Origin of the sequence: Myxococcus sp. RHSTA-1-4 (assembly GCF_020037125.1) — a bacterium.
Classification (GTDB): Bacteria; Myxococcota; Myxococcia; order Myxococcales; family Myxococcaceae; genus Myxococcus.
In genome coordinates this window covers 169283-189591 of record NZ_JAIQDG010000013.1, presented here as the reverse complement: position 1 = coordinate 189591, position 20309 = coordinate 169283, and the positions used below count along the sequence as shown (strand labels likewise).

The 20309-nt window shown below is 70.5% G+C and carries 12 protein-coding genes; 8 read left to right on the top strand and 4 right to left on the bottom strand.

Features of this window, described 5'->3' with window-relative positions; translation table 11 throughout:
• The first annotated feature begins 47 nt into the window (after positions 1-47).
• The 8 genes from K8638_RS19315 to K8638_RS19280 all read left to right on the top strand — a co-directional run bounded on the left by K8638_RS19315 (position 48) and on the right by K8638_RS19280 (position 12283).
• A complete protein-coding gene (locus tag K8638_RS19315; RefSeq protein WP_223756028.1) occupies positions 48-773 on the top strand; it encodes a 2OG-Fe(II) oxygenase in 726 nt (241 codons plus the stop codon).
• A gap of 124 nt (positions 774-897) precedes the next feature.
• The gene (locus K8638_RS19310; RefSeq protein WP_223756027.1) at positions 898-3180 is read left to right on the top strand and encodes a zinc-dependent metalloprotease; all 2283 of its coding nucleotides are present in this window, start codon (positions 898-900) and stop codon (positions 3178-3180) included.
• A gap of 178 nt (positions 3181-3358) precedes the next feature.
• Positions 3359-5584 carry an NAD(P)-binding domain-containing protein gene (locus tag K8638_RS19305; RefSeq protein WP_223756026.1) on the top strand — a complete coding sequence of 742 codons (2226 nt, stop codon included), beginning with the start codon at positions 3359-3361 and terminating at the stop codon, positions 5582-5584.
• Positions 5584-7413: a cytochrome c3 family protein gene (locus tag K8638_RS19300; RefSeq protein ID WP_223756025.1), complete on the top strand. Its 1830-nt coding sequence runs from the start codon at positions 5584-5586 to the stop codon at positions 7411-7413. The genes K8638_RS19305 and K8638_RS19300 overlap by 1 nt, the downstream gene beginning before the upstream one ends.
• The gene (locus K8638_RS19295; RefSeq protein ID WP_223756024.1) at positions 7410-8297 is read left to right on the top strand and encodes a cytochrome C; all 888 of its coding nucleotides are present in this window, start codon (positions 7410-7412) and stop codon (positions 8295-8297) included. Before K8638_RS19300 ends, K8638_RS19295 begins: the two co-directional genes overlap by 4 nt.
• Positions 8298-8320: 23 nt before the next feature.
• Entirely contained in the window at positions 8321-9325 is a 1005-nt protein-coding gene (locus K8638_RS19290) for a hypothetical protein (RefSeq protein ID WP_223756023.1), read from the top strand.
• Complete coding sequence (locus K8638_RS19285; RefSeq protein ID WP_223756022.1) at positions 9325-11148, top strand: hypothetical protein; 1824 nt, start codon at positions 9325-9327, stop codon at positions 11146-11148. Before K8638_RS19290 ends, K8638_RS19285 begins: the two co-directional genes overlap by 1 nt.
• Before the next feature lie 76 nt (positions 11149-11224).
• On the top strand, positions 11225-12283 hold the full coding sequence (locus K8638_RS19280; RefSeq protein ID WP_223756021.1) for a patatin-like phospholipase family protein: 1059 nt from the start codon (positions 11225-11227) through the stop codon (positions 12281-12283).
• A gap of 45 nt (positions 12284-12328) precedes the next feature.
• Here K8638_RS19280 and K8638_RS19275 read toward each other — a convergent pair whose 3' ends face one another.
• The 4 genes from K8638_RS19275 to K8638_RS19260 all read right to left on the bottom strand — a co-directional run bounded on the left by K8638_RS19275 (position 12329) and on the right by K8638_RS19260 (position 20195).
• Positions 12329-12901, bottom strand: a complete 573-nt coding sequence (locus K8638_RS19275; RefSeq protein WP_223756020.1) for a non-canonical purine NTP pyrophosphatase — start codon at positions 12899-12901, stop codon at positions 12329-12331.
• A gap of 14 nt (positions 12902-12915) precedes the next feature.
• On the bottom strand, positions 12916-13749 hold the full coding sequence (locus tag K8638_RS19270) for an SIR2 family protein (protein ID WP_223756019.1): 834 nt from the start codon (positions 13747-13749) through the stop codon (positions 12916-12918).
• Between the two features lie 157 nt (positions 13750-13906).
• Positions 13907-18952, bottom strand: coding sequence for a myxosortase-dependent M36 family metallopeptidase (locus K8638_RS19265; RefSeq protein WP_223756018.1), 5046 nt, complete (start codon positions 18950-18952; stop codon positions 13907-13909).
• A gap of 295 nt (positions 18953-19247) precedes the next feature.
• Complete coding sequence (locus tag K8638_RS19260) at positions 19248-20195, bottom strand: aromatic alcohol reductase (RefSeq protein ID WP_223756017.1); 948 nt, start codon at positions 20193-20195, stop codon at positions 19248-19250.
• Positions 20196-20309 lie beyond the last annotated feature (114 nt).

The window sequence follows — 20309 nt, the reverse complement described above, 5'->3', positions numbered from 1 at the left end:
TAAAACCGCCATGGGTCAGTTGGGCCATTGACCCGCTTTGTCTATCCGTGCGCACGTACACCACTCAGCGTGAAATCCTGCCTACACTGGAGTTGCGCTCACTTCGGGAGGCCCTGCTGGGCTCCCGCTTCGTGGCGCGCAGCCCGCTGATGGGCACGTTCCGCGCCAGCCGGGGCTTCGCCTTCATCTTCACCCACGAGGGCCGCGCCACGCTGGAGGCCCGGTTCCCGTTCCTCACTTGTTACCTGGCGCGGGTGTTGAATCCCGCCAGCGCGCGCGGGCTGCTGCCGTGGCGGGAGCGGCTGTGGGGGCGGGCCCCGCAACGTCCGGTACCCAACGCTTTCTACCTGAACCTGCTGCTGCTGGACGCGGGCACGGGGGTGGGCCGCCACATCGACGCGACGATGCAAGGGCCCAGCGGCGTGCCCGGCGCGACGCCCGAGTACGTGAGCGTCCTGTACCTCCAGGTCCCCGGGCGCGCGAAGGGCGGCGAATTGCGCCTGCTGCGCGATGACGCCCCGGTGGGAGAGGTGCGCCCCCGCGAGGGGCTGCTGGTCCACTTCCGAGGAGACCTCCAGCACGAGGTGCGGCCCTTCACCGGCGGTGAGGAGGGCGCGCAGCGGGCGAGCCTCGTCTGCGAGCAGTACGCGTTCCCTCCCGAGGCGCTCGCGCGAATCCCCTCCTTCCGCATCCAGTCCAAGGCGGGCTTCGCCGCGTATCTGGACGCACAACGCGAGCGGCCCGACAGCGGCCCCGCAGGTGTGTTGGAGTAGCAACCGGATTGCTACAGTCCGGGAAAACAGTATGAGAAGCAACTTCCACCGTTAGGCCCCGACGACTGAAGAGCGGCCTCCCCATTCCGGGAAGTCACCGCTCTTCATCGACACGGAGGCAGGCATGAGGTGGCAATCCCCGCTGCGGCGCTCGTGGTTGGGCGCCGTATCCACCGCTGTTGCCCTGGGTATCGGCTGCGGTCCCGCCGACACACCAGCGCCCCAGCCCGAGACGCAGGTCCCCGCCGAGACGTTGCAGGTGGAACTGGATGACGCTTTCGTCGCCATTCCCCGCACCGTCAGCGCGGAGCAGCAGGCGCGGTTGAAGCAGAAGCTGGACGGGGTGGTGTCCAATACCGGCGAGAGCTTCTACCTGGCCATCCGCAAGAGCGAGCTGGGCCAGCGCTGGTTCCTGTCCGCGTACCTGAAGCAGGCCTTCCCCGGCGCGGTGTTCTACGGCGCGGCCAGCTCGCTGGGCACGCGGGTGGTGTCGTTCAAGGAGCAGAACGGCAAGCTGTTCGTCTTCGACGTGGATGACCGCAAGACGACCAGCGACGTCTTCGACCCGCAGGTGCTGGTGGAGGCGTGGCCCATCGTCAACGACTACGGCCCCTTCAACAGCCTGCGCGGCTCCAACAGCTACATCCTGGTGGACCCGACGGCGGGCCTGAACCGCTTCGCGCTGATTGGCGAGGCGTACGGCCAGAGCGGCCTGCGCTTCGAGGTGGAGCTGAACTTCGCGCAGCGCTTCCGCCGCATCTCCGACGGCATCACCTTCGAGCAGGTCATCACGGGCTACGCGGACGTGCCGGACCCGTCCGCGCCGGACTACCTGGAGGACAACCTGCTGCGCCAGTCCGGCACGCTGGGCGTGGCCCTGCGCCGCTACCAGGAGGGCGCGGGCTACACGCCCACGCCGCTGCCTCCGCGGGAGCACTACTTCCGCAGCGAGCCGCTCCTGGTGCCCAACACCGGGCAGGTGGTGCAGACGGCCGCGAAGTGGAACATCCACCCGGGCATGAAGCCCATCAAGTGGCACATCACCGACACGGTGAATGCCGTGCAGGCCGACCCGCGCTTCAAGGACTACGACGTGGTGGGCGCGGTGAGGAAGGGCGTGGAGAACTGGAACGAGGCCTTCGGCTTCAAGGTCTTCGAGGCCGCCGTGGGTGACACCGTCGGCTTCGCGGATGACGACAAGAACGTCATCATCTTCGACCCGGACGCGTCCGCGGGCTTCGCCTTCGCGGACTGGCGCACCAACCCCAACACGGGGGAGATTCGCGGCGCCAGCGTCTACGTCAACGCGCTGTGGCTGGAGTACGCGGACGGCGAGTTCGGCGACGACGCGGCGGCGGCCCTGAAGGCGAAGCTGAAGGACGCCCGCAAGCCGCTGCGCATGGCGTGGAGCGGCCTGGAGGGCGAGCCCCTGTGCGAGCTGGCCCTGCCCCCGCTGCGCGAGGGCGCCGAGGCCCGCCACCAGAAGCTGCCCGGGCCCGCGCGGGACGCGCTGCTCACCAAGAAGCAGAAGGTGGAGCAGTACCTCACGCACGTCATCGCCCACGAGGTCGGCCACACGCTCGGCCTGCGCCACAACTTCGCGGGCTCGCTGGTGTTCGACGGCAACCCGGCCTCCCCGCGCTCCAGCTCGGTGATGGAGTACGTGTACGACCCGGACGCCATCTACCTGGACAAGCCGGCCTCGTACGACGTGCAGGCGGTGCGCTACCTGTACGGGCTGTCCGAGACGCTGCCCACCGGGCCGTTCTGCACGGACCCGGACACGCGGACGGAGCCGTACTGCAACCGGTTTGACCGGTACTCGGACCCGCTGGGCTTCTTCTATGGCCCCACGCACCAGCTCGTCATGGAGCTGCTGCTGTACGAGGTGCTCCCCTTCCCCGTGCTGGAGGGAGCGTTCGACTACTACGCGAACGCCACGCTCCAGTGGGTGCGCGCGGGCGTGCCGGCCGACCAGACGTTCGCGTACGACGTGGCCATCGGCCAGGTGCGGCCTCCGCTGGCCATGCCGCCCGACGCCGGCCCGCTGTACGGCGAGGTGGCGGATGACCTCGCGCGCCGCATCCTGTCCCGGCTCTACCTGGACCCGGCGAGCCAGCGCGACGCCTTCACCGCCACCCCGGGCGAGGACAACGCGGCCACGCCCGCGGTGCTCGCGGACATCCAGGGCATCCTCCTCAACGTGGACGGCATCCGGAGCTTCAAGTCCCGCCGGACCATGGTGGACATCCTGAAGTCCATGCAGAGCCTCCCCGCGTACCTCGCCCTGCGCGACGCGCGGGACACGCTCTCCGCGGGACTGGGCTCGCTGAGCGGCGTCGAGCGGGCGCAGGCGGAGGACCTGCTCGCCCGCGTCCAGGCGGCCCTCTCGCCGTACTACCAGTGAGCTGAGGCACGGCGCCGGGGACGGGTGTCCCGCGGGAGCACGCCCGCGGGAGCCCCTCTGAGAATCCTCTCATGAATCAAGAAGAATCAGGGATGGTGGTATTGCGCGACAGTTCTGGGCGTTTCTAGAGTTCTGTTCCGGACAGTGCGGCACACCTGCCGCCTCCAGACAGGGAGTCATGGACGCCTCGACCCTGATGGCGACCGCCGCGACCACCGCGCTGCTCGCGGTCGCGGGAGCGGTGATGCTCGTCGCGCGGCAGCGGAGGCAGGCGCGAGACACCGCCACGTGGGCCCACACGGTGGAGAGAGGCCAGCACATCCCGGCTTCGCTCCATCCGGTCATCGACCCGGACATCTGCATTGGCAGCCTCTCGTGCCTGAAGGCCTGCCCGGAGGGTGACATCCTCGGCATCGTGGACGGCGTGGCGAAGCTCGTGGAGCCGAGCCACTGCATCGGCCACGGGCGCTGCGCCGCCGAGTGCCCGGTGGGCGCCATCAAGCTGGTGTTCGGCACCAGCGAGCGCGGGGTGGACCTGCCGGAGGTGGATGAGTTCTTCGAGTCCAGCCGGCCGGGCGTGCACGTGGTGGGCGAGCTGGGCGGCATGGGGCTCATCCGCAACGCCACCATCCAGGGGCGGCAGGTGGCCGAGCGGCTCGGCCAGGTGATGGACCGGAGGCAGGAGCCGGGCGTGGTGGACGTGGTCATCGTCGGGTCGGGCCCGGCGGGGCTGGCCACGGCGCTCGGGTGCAGGGCCGCGGGCCTGTCCTTCCGCGTGCTCGAACAGGAGACGGTGGGCGGCACCGTGGCCAACTACCCGCGCCACAAGCTCGTGATGACCGAGCCCGTCGAGCTGCCCATCATCGGGAAGATTGGCAAGCGGCAGATCTCCAAGGAGGAGCTGCTCGCCACCTGGATGAAGGCGGTCGCCAGGGCGGACATCCGCGTGGAGGAGCGCACCCAGGTCACCGGCATCCTGGGCCAGGACGGCGACTTCACCGTGGAGACGAGCCAGGGGCCGGTCCGGGCGCGCAAGGTGGTGTTGGCCACCGGGCGCCGGGGCAGCCCCCGCAAGCTGGGAGCCACCGGCGAAGCGCTGCCCAAGGTGAGCTACCGGCTCATCGACCCGGTCCAGTACGAGGGAAGCCGGGTGCTGGTGGTGGGCGGCGGCGACGCGGCGCTCGAAGCGGCCATCCAGCTCGCCGGGGAGACGGACGCGGAGGTGGCGCTCTCCTACCGGGGAGACGTCTTCGGCAAGTGCCGCGACGCCAACCGCAAGAAGGTGCACGAGCTGGCCGAGCGCGGCCGCCTCACCCTGCTGATGAAGTCCCAGGTGAGGGAGATCTCCCCCGAGCAGGTGGTGCTCGAGCTGGATGGGCGGAGGACGGAGCTGCCCAACGACTTCGTCATCGTCTGCGCCGGTGGCGAGCTTCCGCTGGAGTTCCTCAAGAAGGTGGGTGTGGGGCTGCGGCGCTACCACGGCGAAGCCCCCGGTGAGGCCGCGAACAAGCCGAAGGTGCGGCGCGGAAGCGCGAAGGACGACGAGGCGCGCGGGGACCGGCGCTTCGCGTTCGCCCTCTTCACCCTGGGCGCGCTCATCATCGCCATCCTGGCGGTGGTGGGCTGGGAGTACTACGCCCTGCCCCGGGCGGAGCGGCTGAAGTCCCCGCTGCACGAGGCGCTGCGGCCGGCGGGAGTGTGGGGACATGGCGTGGGCATCGTCGCCACGCTGTTCATGCTCTCCAACTTCCTCTACGCCGTGCGCAAGCGCTGGAGCCGGCTCAAGGGCATCTCCTCCATCCGCCGCTGGCTCACCTTCCATCAGTTCGTGGGCTTCATGAGCCCGCTCGTCATCGCCTTCCACGCGGCCTTCCAGTCCAACAACCACCTGGCCACCACCACCGCGGGCTCGCTGCTCGTGGTGGTGCTGACCGGCATCGTCGGCCGCTTCGTCTACGGGCTCGTGCCCACGCAGGACGGCCGCGCCCTGGAATACGCGGACGTGGTCGCCCGCTTCGAGCGGCTCAAGGCCCGGCTGGAGCCGACGCTGGAGCAGGTGTCGGACCCGGGAGCCGTGCGCGGGCTGCTGGCCCTGGCCACCGCCCCCGCGCCCCGTGTGTGGCTGCCGCTGCTGTTCCTGCGCATGCCCTTCGAGGCCGCCTCCATCCGCCTGCGCATCACCCAGGCGCGGCCCCTGTTCCCTTCCGCCGGGGACTACCAGTCCTTCCGCGAGGACATCTTCCGGTTGTTGCGCCTGCGCACCCAGGTGGGCTTCTACACCAGCCTCAAGCGGCTGCTCGGCGGCTGGCGCGTCTTCCACGCGGTGCTCGCCGGCTTCCTGGTGCTCATCCTCACCGCGCACATCCTCCTCTCGCTGTACCTCGGCTACCGGTGGGTCTTCTGATGGGCGTCCCGCGTCACTTCGGGCGTCCGCCCCTCGCGTGGGCGCTCGCCGTCTTCCTGCTGCTGGGCGCCTCCGGGGCCCGGGCCGGGGACTTCTTCTCGCCGGGCGAGCTGGCCCGCCCCCATGCCGCGCTGGAGGGCCTGTCCAACTGTACGAAGTGCCACGAGGCCGGGCAGAAGCTCTCGCAGGAGCGCTGCCTGTCCTGCCACACGGAGCTGGCCAGCGGCATCCGCGCGGGAGAGGGCTTCCACGGCAGGATTCCCGCCTCCGAGCGCGCCTGCGAGTCCTGCCATCGCGAGCACCAGGGCCGCGAGCATGCCCTGGTGGACTGGGGGCCCCGGAAGCAGGGCGGTTTCGACCACGGCTCCCGCACGGGCTTCCCGCTGGAAGGAAGGCACTCGCAGACGAAGTGCGAGCAGTGCCACCAGCCCCGGCTCATCGTGGACGACACGCTGCGGGCCCTGCTGAAGAAGCATCCCGAGCGCGAGACATTCCTCGGGCTCGGCACCGCGTGTACGGACTGCCACTTCGACGAGCACCGCGGGCAGCTCGGAGCGAAGTGCGAGCAGTGCCACTCCCCGAAGGCGTGGAAGCCCGCCTCCGGGTTCGACCACGCGAAGACGGGCTTCGCCCTGGAGGGCGCGCACCGGAAGAAGGTGACCTGTACCCAGTGCCACTCGGCGACGCAGACGGACACGCCGCCCCCGGGCACCTTCCCCGCGCCTCGCTCGGCCACGTTCGTCCGGTTCGAGAAGCTGCCCCATGCAAGCTGCCTGGACTGCCACCAGGACCCGCACCAGAGCCGCTTCGGCGAGCGGTGTGAGAGCTGCCACACCGTGGAGGACTGGCATCAGATCCGCAACGCCCAGCAGGACCGCGCCTTCCACGACAAGACGCGCTTCCCCCTTCGCGGGCTCCATGTGGACGTGGACTGCAAGAGCTGCCACGGCCCATTCCCCGGAAGGCCGCGGCGCTTCAAGGGGCTCGCCTTCTCCACCTGCGAGTCGTGCCACGTGGATGCGCACCTGGGGCAGCTCGCCGGCGCGGATGGCCGGACACCTCCGTGCGAGCAGTGCCACTCCGTGGAGGGCTTCTCTCCCGCGCGCTTCGGCGTCGAGCAGCACGCGAAGACGCAGTACCCGCTGATGGGGAGCCACCTCGCGGTGGCCTGTGACGACTGCCATCGCGAGGAGCCGAAGCTGGCGCACAAGGCGGCCGCGGAGCGTCAGGCGCCTTCACGCAAGGGCCCCTCGCCGCGCTTCAGCCTGATGCTGTTCGACTTCCCCTCGCCTGGCGCCAGCCGGTGCGAGAGCTGCCATGCGGACCCCCACGCGGGCCAGTTCACCTCGAAGGCGGAGTGCGCCACGTGCCACCAGGTGGACTCCTTCCACGCGCTGCGCTTCCAGCACGACCGGGACAGCCGCTTCCCGCTCACCGGCAAGCACGCCTCGGTCACATGTGAGTCCTGCCATCGGACCGTCGTGGAGAAGGGCCGCGAGCTGGTGCGCTTCCGGCCGATGGAGACCGCATGTGCCTCCTGCCACGAGGACGTGCACGCGGGGCAGTTCGCGCCCGCGCCGGGCCAGCCGACCGACTGCACCCGCTGCCATGACACCGCCAGCTTCAAGCCCGCGGGCTTTGCCCACTCGCCGCCCTTCACCGACTTCGTCCTCCAGGGGAAGCACGCGGACGTGCCGTGCGAGCGGTGCCACCGCCCGGTGCAGGTGGGCTCGGGGCTCGAGGTGCGCCGCTACGAGGGCCTGCCCCGGGACTGCGCGGGCTGCCATGCCGACGCGCACCACGGGGCCTTCCAGGGGTTCCAGCCATGACCGCGCGCCTCGCCACCGTGCTCCGCTGCCTCTCCGTGCTCGCGCTGCTGGGCGCGGCACCGCCTGCTTCGGAGCCCCGGACTCCGGAGAAGGCCTTGGACCTGCCCATCCTCCCCGCGCGCCTCGCGCCCCGGGCGGAGGCCGGCCATCCGAAGACGAAGTGCGAGCTGTGTCACACGCCCTCGGGCTGGCACGACGCGCACTTCCCGCACGAGCGCACGGGCTTCCCGCTGCTGGGCGCGCATGGCGGCGTGGCGTGTCAGGCATGCCACACGCAGGGCTTCGAGGCCCCACTGCCGCGCCAGTGCTCGGGCTGCCACCGTGATGCCCATGCCGGCGAGTTCGGCCAGCGCTGCGAGGGCTGCCACGAGTCCACACGCTGGGCGGCGCCCGGGTTCAACGCGGACGCACACCGGAGGACGAACTTCCCCCTGGTGGGACGGCACGCGGTGCTCCCCTGCACGGAGTGCCATGTGGACCAGCGAGGCCCCATCTTCAGTCGCAAGACGGTGGAGTGCATCGGCTGCCACCAGCAGGACTTCGAGAGGACCCGGCTGGTGTCCGTCGACCACGTGGCGCTCGGGTTCGGCACGGACTGCCGGCAGTGCCATACACCCTGGCGCTTCCAGGGGGCGCGCTTCCCCGGCCACGACGCGTGCTTCCAGCTCAGCCGGGGCGAGCACGCCAACATCCCCTGCCAGCGCTGCCACACGTCGCTCGCGGGACTCTCCGCCACCGGAGCCTGTGCCACCCGCACCGCCGCGTGCAGCGGCTGTCACGAGCATTCCTGCTCGCGGACGGACGCGCGCCACGAGAACGTGCCCGGCTATCAGTGCAAGGACGTGAAGTGTTACGAGTGCCACCGCTTCTCGGTGCAGCAGTGAAGCCACGCGGTCCGGAGGTCGTCATGCCTGCTCCTTCCCTCCCGCGACGTCTCCTCCCCCTGCTGCTGGCGCTGGCCTGCGCATGCAGCCAGGGCTCCGAGGGGCCTCCGGCGCCCTCCGTCACCGCGCTCACCCACGCGACACATACGCCCTTCCCCATCGCCACCGGCGCGCACGCGAACGCCGACTGCAACGCCTGTCACGGTGACTTCGACACGTTCAAGCTGTTCACCTGCCTGAGCTGCCACCAGCATGACCAGGCGGTAACGGATCCGCGCCACTCGGGCGTGGCCGACTACGCCTGGGACAGCGCGAAGTGCTTCGCCTGCCATCCCGACGGCACGGCCGCGGGGGTGGACCACTCCAACCTCTTCCCCATCGGCCAGGGCACCACCCACGCGGGAATCGCGTGCGCCACCTGCCACATCGACCCCTCCAACCGGAAGGTCGTGGAGTGTACCGGCTGCCACACCGCCCCCACGACGGACCCCATCCACACCGGCGTCTCCGGCTATCAGTGGTCGAGCCCCCAGTGCCTCGCGTGCCACCCGATGGGGGAGGTCACCTCGGTCGACCACCGGCCGTACTTCCCCATCGAGGCCGGCGCCGCCCATGCGGGCATCTCGTGCAGCACGTGCCACACGGACCGCACCAACCGGAAGGTCGTGGACTGCCTCACCTGCCACACCGCCGCGACGACGGACCCGGAGCACGGCCAGGTCGGCGGCTATCAGCGGGTCTCCGCCACGTGCCTGCGCTGCCATGGCGACTCGCAGGTGAAGACCGTCTCCAGCCACCTGCCCTTCTCCATCCTCAGCGGCACCAAGCACTACAGGGATTCGTGCCTCGTCTGCCATCCAGTCGCCCGCACGGACAAGCCCTTCGCGCAGGACTTCAACCCGTTCGATTGCCTCTCGTGCCACGGCAGGAGCGCGATGGACGACAAGCACCAGAACTTCTCCACCTACCGCTACCAGTCCACCACCTGTGTGACGAGCGGCTGCCACGCCAACGGCCGGAAGCCCTGATGCGCGCCCCTGGACTCCTCCTGCTCTGCCTGCTCGCCGGCTCGGTGGTCTCCGCCGCGCCAGTCAGGAACCCGGCCGCTTCCGGGCGCGCTCGCGCCGCGTCTCGTGCGAGCAAGAACAAGAAGAAGCCTCCGAGGAAGCAGGTGCGTCCCGTCGTAACTCCCGTCCGCGCGCAGCCAGCGGACGTGGAGGCTGCATCGGCGGCCGTCACCGAGCAGCCCTCGCCGCGTGCTCGTGCGTCGCGCGACGCCGCGCCGACGTGGGGGAGCGTCACGTACGTGAGCAGCGAGCGCGTGTACCTGGACCGGGGACGGGACGAGGGGCTGGAGAAGGACGCGGAGCTGGTGCTCTCCCGCCGTGGAAGGCCCGCCGGAAAGTGCCGCATCGAGTGGGTGGCGGACCACCACGCCGCGTGCCAGGGAAAAGGCCTGCGCGAGGGCGACCGCTTCGACCTCCCCAAGCGCGAGGCGTCCGCCACCGTCGCCGCCAGGCCCCTGCCCGCCTCCACGACCGAGCTCACCCGCCGGCGTGCGCTGCTCGAATCGAGCACCCAGCCCCTCGTCGAGTACGCGTCGGGACGGACCGGGAGCTCGCGGCGCCCCGCGGTGCAGGTGGCGCTCGACCATACGAGCTGGGCGTCGAACACCGGGGGCGACTTCCATCAGGAGCGGCTGGACGTGGCGCTCCGGGGCTTCCCGCTGGGCGCGGGCTTCCGGGTGTGGCTCGATGCCAGCGCGCGGGCGTGGGCGTCGCGTCCCGAGGACTTCCGCTCGCCCTCGCGCACGGTGGCCCGGCTCTACGTGCGTGAGGGCGAGGTGACGCGGCGAGAGGCCGGTGAGCATCTCGCGCTGGCGGTGGGGCGCGTGTGGCCCTGGTACGTGCCGGGCGTGGCGATGTTCGACGGCGCCCAGCTTGGCTGGCGCAGCACGGACGGCGACTTCGAGGTGGGGGCCTTCGGAGGCGGCGTGCCGGACGCGGCGACGCTGACTCCGAGCTTCCGGCGGATGACGGCGGGTGCCTACGTGGCGGGCCAGCACGTCGCGGCCGAGGGGAGCGCGCTGCGCATGCTGCACCACGAGGCGCGGGTGTCGTTCATGTCCGCGCCCGAGTACGGCGAGCGCTTCGAGGCAGAGGGCCGGGTGCGCGCCTGGCTGGGGCGCTCCGCGGACGTGGGCGCGTGGGTGAGGCTGGGGCTGGGGGATGCCATGGCCCCCGGGGGCGTGGACGCGGCGCGGCTGGACGTGGAGGTGCGACCGTCGCAGGCATGGAGGCTCTCGGGAGGGGCGCGGTACACGGGGACGATGGCGCTCGACGTGCCTCCGCCGCTGGGCGAGCTGACGCTGTCGAGCCGGACGGTGCACGGCGACGCGACGGCCCTCTGGCAGCCGGCGCCGTGGCTCTCCGCCGGACTCACCGGGCTGCTGGTGAGGGACATCGAGACGGCGCTCTCGCGCCAGCTCGTGGGGCCGGAGGTGGGGCTCCCTCGCCTCTTTGGAGACGCGGGTGGCGTCTCGTTGGGCTACCAGGAGGAGCTGGGCTGGATGCGCGGGCGGAGCGCCCACGTCCAGGCGCTGGTGCGGCCCGTCGCGGCGCTGCGCCTGCTCGGGCGCGTGAGCTGGTTCGAGGAGGAGCCGGTGAGCGGGGCCACGGGGATGGCGCCCACGCGTGACTTGGGGATGTACGTGAGCACCGACTACGCCCCGGTGCGCTCGCTGTCCCTGCGCCTCTCGGTCCTGGCGCGCGTCGACGCCAACAACCCGGACGAGGGACTCACGCGCCCCGGAGGACTCGTGGGCCAGGCGAGCCTGGCCGGCTCGTTCTGAGCGGACCGGGGCGCCGCCTTCGAAAGCACGCCGCCGTGACAGAACCACCCCCGGGTGGATTAGCTTGCCGGCCGCGATGGCATCGAACCTCACCCTCCTGGCCGGACCTGATGCGCTGCGGCTGCTCCGCGAGCGGGGCCTGCGCGGCGATGACGTGGACGTGATTCCCGGGGCCTCCGGAGGCCCGAAGTGGCTGGTGCTGGCGGGGCTCGACCGGGCCCTGTTCGCAGGCCTCTTCAAGGGCCGGACACGGCCGCTGCACCTGATTGGCTCCTCCATCGGGAGCTGGCGGATGGCGTGCGTGGCGCAGGCGGACCCGGTGGCGGCGCTGCACCGGTTCGAGGCGGCCTACATCGACCAGCGCTATCCGGCGAAGCCTCCCCCGTCTCTGGTGAGCGAGACGAGCGCGCGCATCCTGGACGCGCTCCTGGGTGAGAACGGCGAGGAGCAGATCCTCAACCACCCGTGGGCGCGGCTGCACGTCGTGACGGCCCTGTGCCGCGGGCCGGTGGGCGTGGAGCACCCGCGCGTGCAGATGCTGGGGCTCGCGCTGTGCGCGATGGGCAACCTGGTGAGCCGGCGGACGCTGGGGCTCCACATGGAGCGCGTCGTCTTCCACACGGCGGGCGACACCAGCCCGTTCGCCGGGCTGAAGGACCTGCCCTCCGTGCACCTGCCGCTGACACGGGAGAACCTGCGTCCGGCGCTGCTGGCCTCGGGCTCCATTCCCCTGGTGCTCAGTGGCGTGCGGATTCCGGGCGCGCGGCCGGGGGTGTACCGGGATGGTGGCGTGCTGGACTACCACCTGGACCTGGACTTCGGCCCGGGTGAGGGGCTGGTGCTCTACCCGCACTTCTACCCGTACGTGGTGCCCGGCTGGTTCGACAAGTCGCTGCCGTGGCGGCGGGCCCGGCCGGCGAACTTCCGCAGGGCGCTGCTGATTGCCCCCTCCGCGGAGCTGGTCGCCCGGCTGCCCGGTGGGAAGATTCCGGACCGCGTGGACTTCGAGCGGCTCTCGGACACGGAGCGCATCCGCGCCTGGAACCAGGTGGTCTCCGAGAGTGAGCGCATGGGCGATGAGCTGCTGGAGTTGATTGCCACCGGCCGCATCGCGGAGCACATGCGTCCGCTCTGAGGACTGCGCACACGGGGCTGCTCAGACCACCACCGTCCCGAGCGTTCAGGCCCCACCCAGGTTCTTCTCCATCCAGTCACGCATCGCCGCATAGGCGAGCCCCGCCGGAGACAGCCGCAGCTTCTCCTCCGGCGGCATCTCCGCGAAGGTCCGCCGCGCCTTGTCGCTTTCGGGGATGAACACCGGGTCCCAGTGATAGCCGCCGCTCCCCCGGACGTCCGTCGCCAGCTCTCCCCTCACCTCGCGGATGATGACCTCTCGGCGCTTCCCGTCGCAGTAGCAGACGGCGCTCAGGGCGCGCACCGTCCTCGGCTGCCCCGGTGGAACCAGCCCGCACAACCGGGCCCCGAGCTTCTCCCAGAAGGGCCGAACGAGCGCGCCCGGGAGCCCCTGGAGGAAGTCGATGCAGAACGCGCCGTGCTCGACGACGACGGGATAGCGGACCGCCGCATACGCGGCTGCCGCCTTGGCGCGGATGACCCTGTCCAGGTCCACGTCGAGAATCTCGGTGATGCCGTTCCGGACCTTCAGCACCCCGACCTTCCCCGCGGGCTCGAAGACGTGCCGGGCCTCCGCGGCCTTGTAGTCGTTGGAGGTATAGTAGTACGCGGTCTTCATCTCATGGCCTCCGGTCAGGCGCCGATCCGCTGGAGGAGGTCCGCCACGCTCGCCGACTTGTCGGACGGGTCGAGCTGGATGATGTCGATGTTCCACTTCTCCAGCAGCGCGGGCTGCACCGGCCCCGCGCCATGCGTGGCGAAGAAGCACCTGCGGGGCCGCGGCGAGGCCACCGCTCCATGGCTCGCCTGCCGGAGCTGGTGCATCCGGTGCCAGATGTGCCGGATGTTCGTGTCGCTGAAGCTGTAGCCGATGAACAGGAAGCTGTGGCTGAGCAGGTCCGCGCGCAGCCGCTGGTCCGCCGGGGCCTCCAGCGCCATCCGGTCGAAGAACGCCTTCTCCGTGAGGACGATGGTGCCCCGCTTCTCCAGCGTGCCGTGGAACTTGATGACCTCGCAGCCTCCGGGGGACCTGGGCCCCTGGAAGTCCTCGAAGGACGCCAGCACGGAGACGGGCCTCCCCGCGTCCTTGAACGCTCCCTCCACGTGGAAGTCGAAGTTGGTCGTGTAGAGCGTGTGCCAACGGAGCGCGGCGAGCGCCCGGTGCGTCGGTGACGCCTTGCGGAGCGTCTCGGACTCCCTCGAGTTGAAGCCCCGCGTCATCTCGTGGACGAGGTACTCGAAGTCACCGGCGTCCTCGAAGTAGCCCGCGAGCTGCTCGAAGTCGCCGTGCAGGGTGAACAGGTCCGGCTCGAAGCCGAGCTTGCGCGCCATGTCCGCGATGAGCTCGCCCCAGTCCGGCAGGTTCAGCGGCTTGGAGAAGCCCGCCCCCAGGAAGGGGATGAGCCGGCCTTCCCGGTACTCCTTCTGGAGCAGTGGAACGGCACGCGACAGCTCGAGGACCGCCATCGACACCTCCGGGCGCGAAGCATCCCCTCCCCGCTCCGCGTTGGGAAGCCGCAAAAAGAGCGGCGGCCGGCCCCCTCGCATCAGGGAACCGGCCGCCAGAGACTTCTTCAGGGCCCCCTCCTCCAGGACTGGGGGAGGAGGCCCGTCACGTCACGACTCAGACCCGCTTGCGACGACGGCGCAGCAGGCTGAGGAGCGCCAGGCCGAGCATGCCGGCCGGAGCGCCCGCGCCCGTCGAGGAGCAGCCGCCGGTGTCCGGCGTGGTCATGGCCTCCACGGTGGCGGTGTGCGAGCCGCCACGCGCGTCCGTCACCGTCAGACGGAAGGTGAACGTGGCGCTGTCGTCGTCGAGCTCGGGCACGTCCACGTTGATCACCGCCTGGTCGGCGTTGGCCAGCGACACGGACGGGCCACCCGTCTGCTCCCACTTGTAGGTGATCGCGTCACCATCCGGATCGCCGGACTCCGAGCCGTCGAGGATCATCGACGTCTGGTTGCCGCTGAGGATGATGCGAGCCCTGGCCACCGGGACGGTGTTGTTCGAGTTGACCACCACGTCCACCGTGTCGCTCGTCGTCGCCTGGCCGTCGCTCACCGTCAGACGGAAGGTCAGCGTCTCACCGGACGCCGTGTTCGGCGCGGTGAAGGTGGCCATCGCGCCGTTGGCACCGGACAGCGCCACCGGGGTACCGGACACCTGCGTCCAGGCATAGGTCAGCGTGTCGCCCTGGTCCGCGTCGCTGGCGGAGCCGCTCAGCGTCACCGACGAGCGCTCATCCGCGGCGAGGTCCAGGCCCGCGTTCACGGTGGGCGCGCGGTTGATGTGCCGCACGTTCACCGCGACCTCCCGCTGGAGCGAGGCCGTCCCGTCGCTCACGGTCACCTGGAAGCGCAGCACGGCGTCAGCGGCCACCTCGCCCGTGGAGAAGGTGATGCGAGCGGTGCCGGCACCGTCGAACACCACCTCGTCGCCGGCCGTCTGGATCCAGGTGTAGGTCAGCGCATCGCCGTCGGGGTCGGAGGCGGTGGCCTCGACGATGGCGGTGCTGCGCTCGTCGATGGTGACGGACGAGGCCGTCACCACCGGCGCGCGGTTCACGTTGTCGATGCGCACGTCCACCGTGTCGCTGGTGCTGGCCTGGCCGTCGCTCACCGTCAGGCGGAAGGTCAGCGTCTCACCGACGTCCGTCTCCGGCGCGATGAAGGTGGCGGTGGCGGTGTCGTAGTTGCGCAGCGCCACCGCCGTGCCGGACACCTGCGTCCAGAGGTAGGTGAGCGCGTCGTCCTCCGGGTCGCTCGCGGAGCCGCTCAGCGTGACGGCGCCACGCTCGTCCGCGATGGCGTCCAGGCCCGCGTTCGCGGTGGGCGCGCGGTTGACATGGCGCACGAGCACGGTGACCAGGTCTTCGGAGGTGGCCGTCCCGTCGCTGACCGTCAGGAGGAGCACCACGCTGGTGTCGGCCGTCACCTCGGGAGCGGTGAAGGACGGCGTGAGCGTGGTGTCGCCCGTGAGGGTCACCTCCGGGCCGTCCAACTGCTCCCACGCGTAGGTGAGCGCGTTGCCGTCCAGGTCGTAGGCACTACCGGCCAGCGACACCTGCGCGCGCTCGTCCACGGCCATGTCCGCGCCCGCGCTGGCGACGGGCGCGGTGTTGCCGCACACGCCGCTGTCCGCGCAGATCTTCGTGAACGGACGGTTGGTGATGCCGGAGAAGGCAAGGTCGTCCAGCACCCAGCCCGTGTTGCCGGCACCGTTGTCGCTGCCGATACGGAACCGGATCCGCACCGTCTTGCCCGCGTAGGCGTCGCCCAGGTTCAGCGTGGAGGTGATGAACTCCGGGAAGTCCGGGGTGGTGCCCACGATGGCGCGGCGGCCGGCCAGCGGGTTGCGGTTGCCGGCGTACTGGATGAGCTCGCCGGTATACAGCGCATCACCGACGTCGACCCACGTCGCGCCATTGTCCTCGGAGAGCTCGATGACGGCGCCGTCGTAGTTGCCGTCGGCGTCGGCCTCGAAGTCGTAGGAGTGACGGAAGGTGAGCGAGAACGGCTCGGTGCTGCTCACCTGGAGCTCGGGGGACGTGAGACGGAGGTCGCTCGCGGCGCCCATGTTCGGGCCGTAGTAGGCCCGGTTGAAGTCCGAGAACTCGACGACCGAGAAGTCCGCACTGGCCAGCCTCGCGTCGTGGTCGCTGACCCAGGGCAGGTTGGCCTCGGACGCCTCCACGGTCTCCGTGGCGGTGGCCGCCGGCACCTCGTCGTAGTTGACCCTGATGTTCAGCGTCATCGACTTGTCGCTCTGGACGACCTGTCCATCGTCACGGATGGCGACGGCCACCTCGGCGCGCTGGCCCAGGCTGGCGCCGGACAGCGTCACCGGCACATGCACCGTCTCCGTCGCGCCGACCGGGATGGCCGGGAAGTTGACGAAGCCGCGGTTGCCCATCTTCACACCCGGGGTGGTGGACACCACGGTGGCGCTGGTCGCGGCCGCCTCGGAGGAGCCCTTGTTGGCCACGGTGATGGCGATGGTGCCCGTCTCGCCGTTGTCCAGGATGCCGTCCGCGTCACCCGGGGTCGCCACGGAGTCCTCGTAGGCGACGGAGACGAGCTCCACGTCCACGCCCAGCACGTAGCTCTCCACCACACCCGAGTGGTCGGTGGAGTAGCGGTCCGGGGCCACCGCGCCCACGCCCATGCCGCGCCAGGCGAAGGCCGCCCAGAAGCGCTGGAAGTCAGCCGGGTCGTTGGCGAGCACCGCCGCGAGGATGGCGTCACGCGCCTCCAGGTAGGTGGGCGACGGGGGCGTCAGCTTGTAGCCGTTGACGATGTAGCTCTTCATCCGGTCCTGCGCTTCCTGGAACGGATGCGCCCGGAGGAGCGACACGTAGCACTCCCACAGCGTGGAGGCCCAGATCTCACCGGAGTTGTGGACCTGCGAGTTGACGCCCCCCGGAGCGAAGGGGGTGGTCGTCGGCAGCGCCACGCCGTTCATGATGTGGCGGAAGCGCAGCGCGTTCTTGTCCTCGTTCACCGAGTAGGCACCACGGCGGATGCCGTAGAACGACGAGTCCGGCGAGATGCCGCGCGTCGCGTACTCGGCCATGGCGTAGACGCCGGTCCAGTCGGGATTGGACGGGACGTCGATGTCCTCCGCGCGCACCGTCATCAGCAGCGCGTGGAAGTCCGCCCAGCCCTCGCCCATGGCGCGGCCCTGGTTGTTGACCAGACCGGACCCGTTCGAGATGAGGCGGTTGCTGATGTAGTGGCCCCACTCGTGCGCGACGATCTGGTTGTCCACCGTGCCGTCGACGCCAATGGTGGGACCGCGGAACATGCGCGCGGTGACGCCCTCGGCGAGCGCGCCGCGCAGCCGGGCGCCGTCCGCCTGGGTGACGAGCAGCGAGGGGATGGTGATGCCCGAGGCCGTGCCGCCCATGTCGACGATGAAGCGCGGCGTGTTGTCGGCGAGGATGAAGCCGATGGCGCCCGCCGCCTGGACGACGGCGGCCTTGACGGCGAAGCCGCACGTGCCACGGTCGACCAGGGCGAACTTCCCGGCGACCTCCGCCGCGTTGGTGAGCGGGGTGCAGGCGTCGGTGGTCGACGGGCCCGAGGCGTTGGACTCGTCCAGGGCCGCCACCACGTCGCCGGTGGCGTCGAACGCCTGCGGACCGAAGCCCGCGGCGATACCCGTCAGGTAGTCACCCGCGATGGAGGCGGGCGCGGTCACCGTCACGCGCGCGTTGCGCGGGCCGGTGAAGAGGTACATCTGCATGCGCGGGGACGCACCGTCCGCCGGCGTGGACATGTTGGCGTTGTTGATGTTGGTGTAGTCCTGCGCCTGCGCGTGGATGGGGTCGTTGCCCAGACCGCCGCGGCCGTAGTTGTCGGCCTGCGCGTTGCCCGAGGCCTCGTCGAAGCCCGTGTCGTAGTACCAGTCATGGAGCCAGTTGTTCATGAAGAACAGGCTCGTGGTGGCCGCGGCAATCTGCTCGGCGTTGGCGTTCGGGGCGATGTCGAAGAGCATCGTCCGGTCGAACACGCCCGGCGCGGTGGCCGTGGGGCGCAGGTCGCCCTCGCTGTAGTAGTCCGGAGCCACGAGGTCCGCGTACGCGTCCACGTTGTTACCGGTGGTCACCGTGGCGCCGTTCGGGAGCCAGGGGTCTCCGTGGCTGAAGGGAGCGCTCTCCAGGGTGACGAGGGCGGGCGGGACGTAGGCCGGGCGGAAGCCGTTCGGGCTGCCCGTGGGGTGCGGCGTGGCGGCGGCGGCGCCCGTGGGGCCGTCGTGCGGGGTGTACGGCGGCGTGGTGTCCGCGAACACGCGGTAGCTGAACTCCGCGTGCGCCGTCAGGTTGTTGCGCAGCAGCAGGCTGCCGTCCGCCGCGGAGATGACGTAGGCGTAGTAGTCCGAGTCATTGCTGTCCGGGGCGCCGGTGTTGAGCTCCACGTAGTACGCGGGCACGAGCGCGGTGGGCAGCGGGAAGAGCACCTGCTTCACGCGGGCCGGGATGACCAGGCCCTGCGCCAGCGGGCGGGCGTAGGTGGCGAGCGTGTAGTGGGAGTACGCGCCCGTCTCCTGCTTGATGTTCGTCCTCGCCAGCAGGCTCGGATCCAGGTCGTTGCCCGTCAGGTCCTTGTACGCCACCGAGATGGCCCGGGTGGCGGGGAGCTTGAAGTGCAGGCGCGCCTCGGGCGCGGTGTTCGAGACCTGGTTGGACAGCGAGCCGGAGATGGCCACCAGCTCGTTGTCGCGGTTGAGGAGGAGGTTGAGGTTCTGGCGGAAGACCTCGATGCCGCCGGCCTCCTGCGCCATCTTCACGACCTTGACGCCCTGGCGGTTCTGGCTGACGGAGACCACCTTGGCGCCCGCGGCCTCGAAGGAGCTCAGCCCGAAGAGGGCCGCGTGGTCCTGGACCTGCGCCAGCGCGGCCTGCTCGGGAGCCATGCCCGCGAACTGCGCGCGGAGGCTCGTCTGCGCCGGTGTCTTGTGGGCCCAGATGAACGTGGGCGAGCCCGTGCGCTCGTCACGGTGGGCGACGCGCGCGCCCTTGACGGGGTTCACGGGCTTGAAGCCAGCGGAAGCGCGACCCGAGGGCTTCGCATCCTGCAGTGCATCGTAGTTCGGCAAGGTCCGAGCAGCGGCACCGGTTCCAGACAACACCAGCGCCAGGCCGGACAGCGTGGCAACCAACCTTCTCACGTGGGGGAGCTCCCGTGGACGACGATGGGGGAAGGAGCCACTTCACGACCCGGAGGTATCCCGGCACCCACGCCGGAATGCCCGGTCACGCTTGGGTGGCCCCCAGGTGACGAACTGTCACCTGTGGGAGAGATTAGTGCCCTTACTAATGTCGGTGGAAAGGCGACACGGGCGTTTTTTCCCAGCGCAGCGCATAATTCCGTGATTACGGCTGGTTAGCGCGGCTGTCCGAGGAAGAACCCCTTGCACGCGGAGTGCCGCCGAGCTGGAAATCCGGGTTGGCGCGACGCACGGGTCAGGGCCGCGCCGTGGCCGATGTCTCCGCCCACGGGTCTCCCAGCGGGCGAAGTCTTGCCTGGAGGTACTCGCGCACCGTCACGGGGTGGAGTCTCGCGTGCTCGGTGCGTGCCGCGTGGCGCAGCCGTCCCCTCCCGGAGAGCTGCTCGAGCAGTCCCCACTGGACGAGGAAGTCGCGCGAGGAGTCCGTCGCGGACTGCTCACGCGCGAGGTGGCGGCGCAGGTCCTCCAGTGTCCCGCGGTAGATGCGCTGGAGCGGGTGGCCCCTCAGTTCCTCGTAAACGCGCGACACCTCGTTCACCGTCACCACGTCACCGGTGAACTCCAGCGTCCGGTTCTCCGCGCGGCGGTCCACCACGGCTTCGGCGACGAGCCGGGCCACGTCCGCCATGGCCGTCAGGTCGAACGGCTCATCACCGGTGCCCCAGTACGCCGCGTGGCCCCGCTCCAGGTCGAACACCCGCGCGAGCGGCGACAGCGCCACTTCCATGAAGGTGCCACACAGGATGAACGTGTGCCGCACCCCGCTGCGCACGACGGCCTCCGCGACCTGCCGGTGCATGGCCAGCGGCGAGTCCTCGAACGCTCCGGCCTGGAAGAAGTCGAGCGAATAGTCGGAAGGGATGAAGCGCATGACACCGTGCCGGCGGGCCGCGTCCAGCAGCCGGAGCTGCCCGTCCACCATGACCTCCGGTCCACCGCTCACGGCGGAGATGACGGCGTCCACGCCCTCGACGGCGGAGTCGAGCGAGCGTGAGTCCTGAAGCGAGCCCTCCACCAGCGTCACGCCCTGGTCGGCGAGCCCCGTGAGCGACTCGCGGCGCTTGCCCGGGCGCACCAGCACATGGAGGTGGATGCCGGGCCTCACGAGCAGCGCCGAGGCGAGCTTCCCCCCGAACCTCCCCGTGCCGCCTACCAGCAGGACGTGTGTGGCCTCCGTGTCCATGGTCCTCTCCTCCCTCGCCAGCACTCCGGCGCCCTCGGCGGATACGCCCGCGACGGGCCCCTACCGGGAAGATGGAGCGCGATGGCGGGTATGCCTTCGAGGAGGACTCGAGGG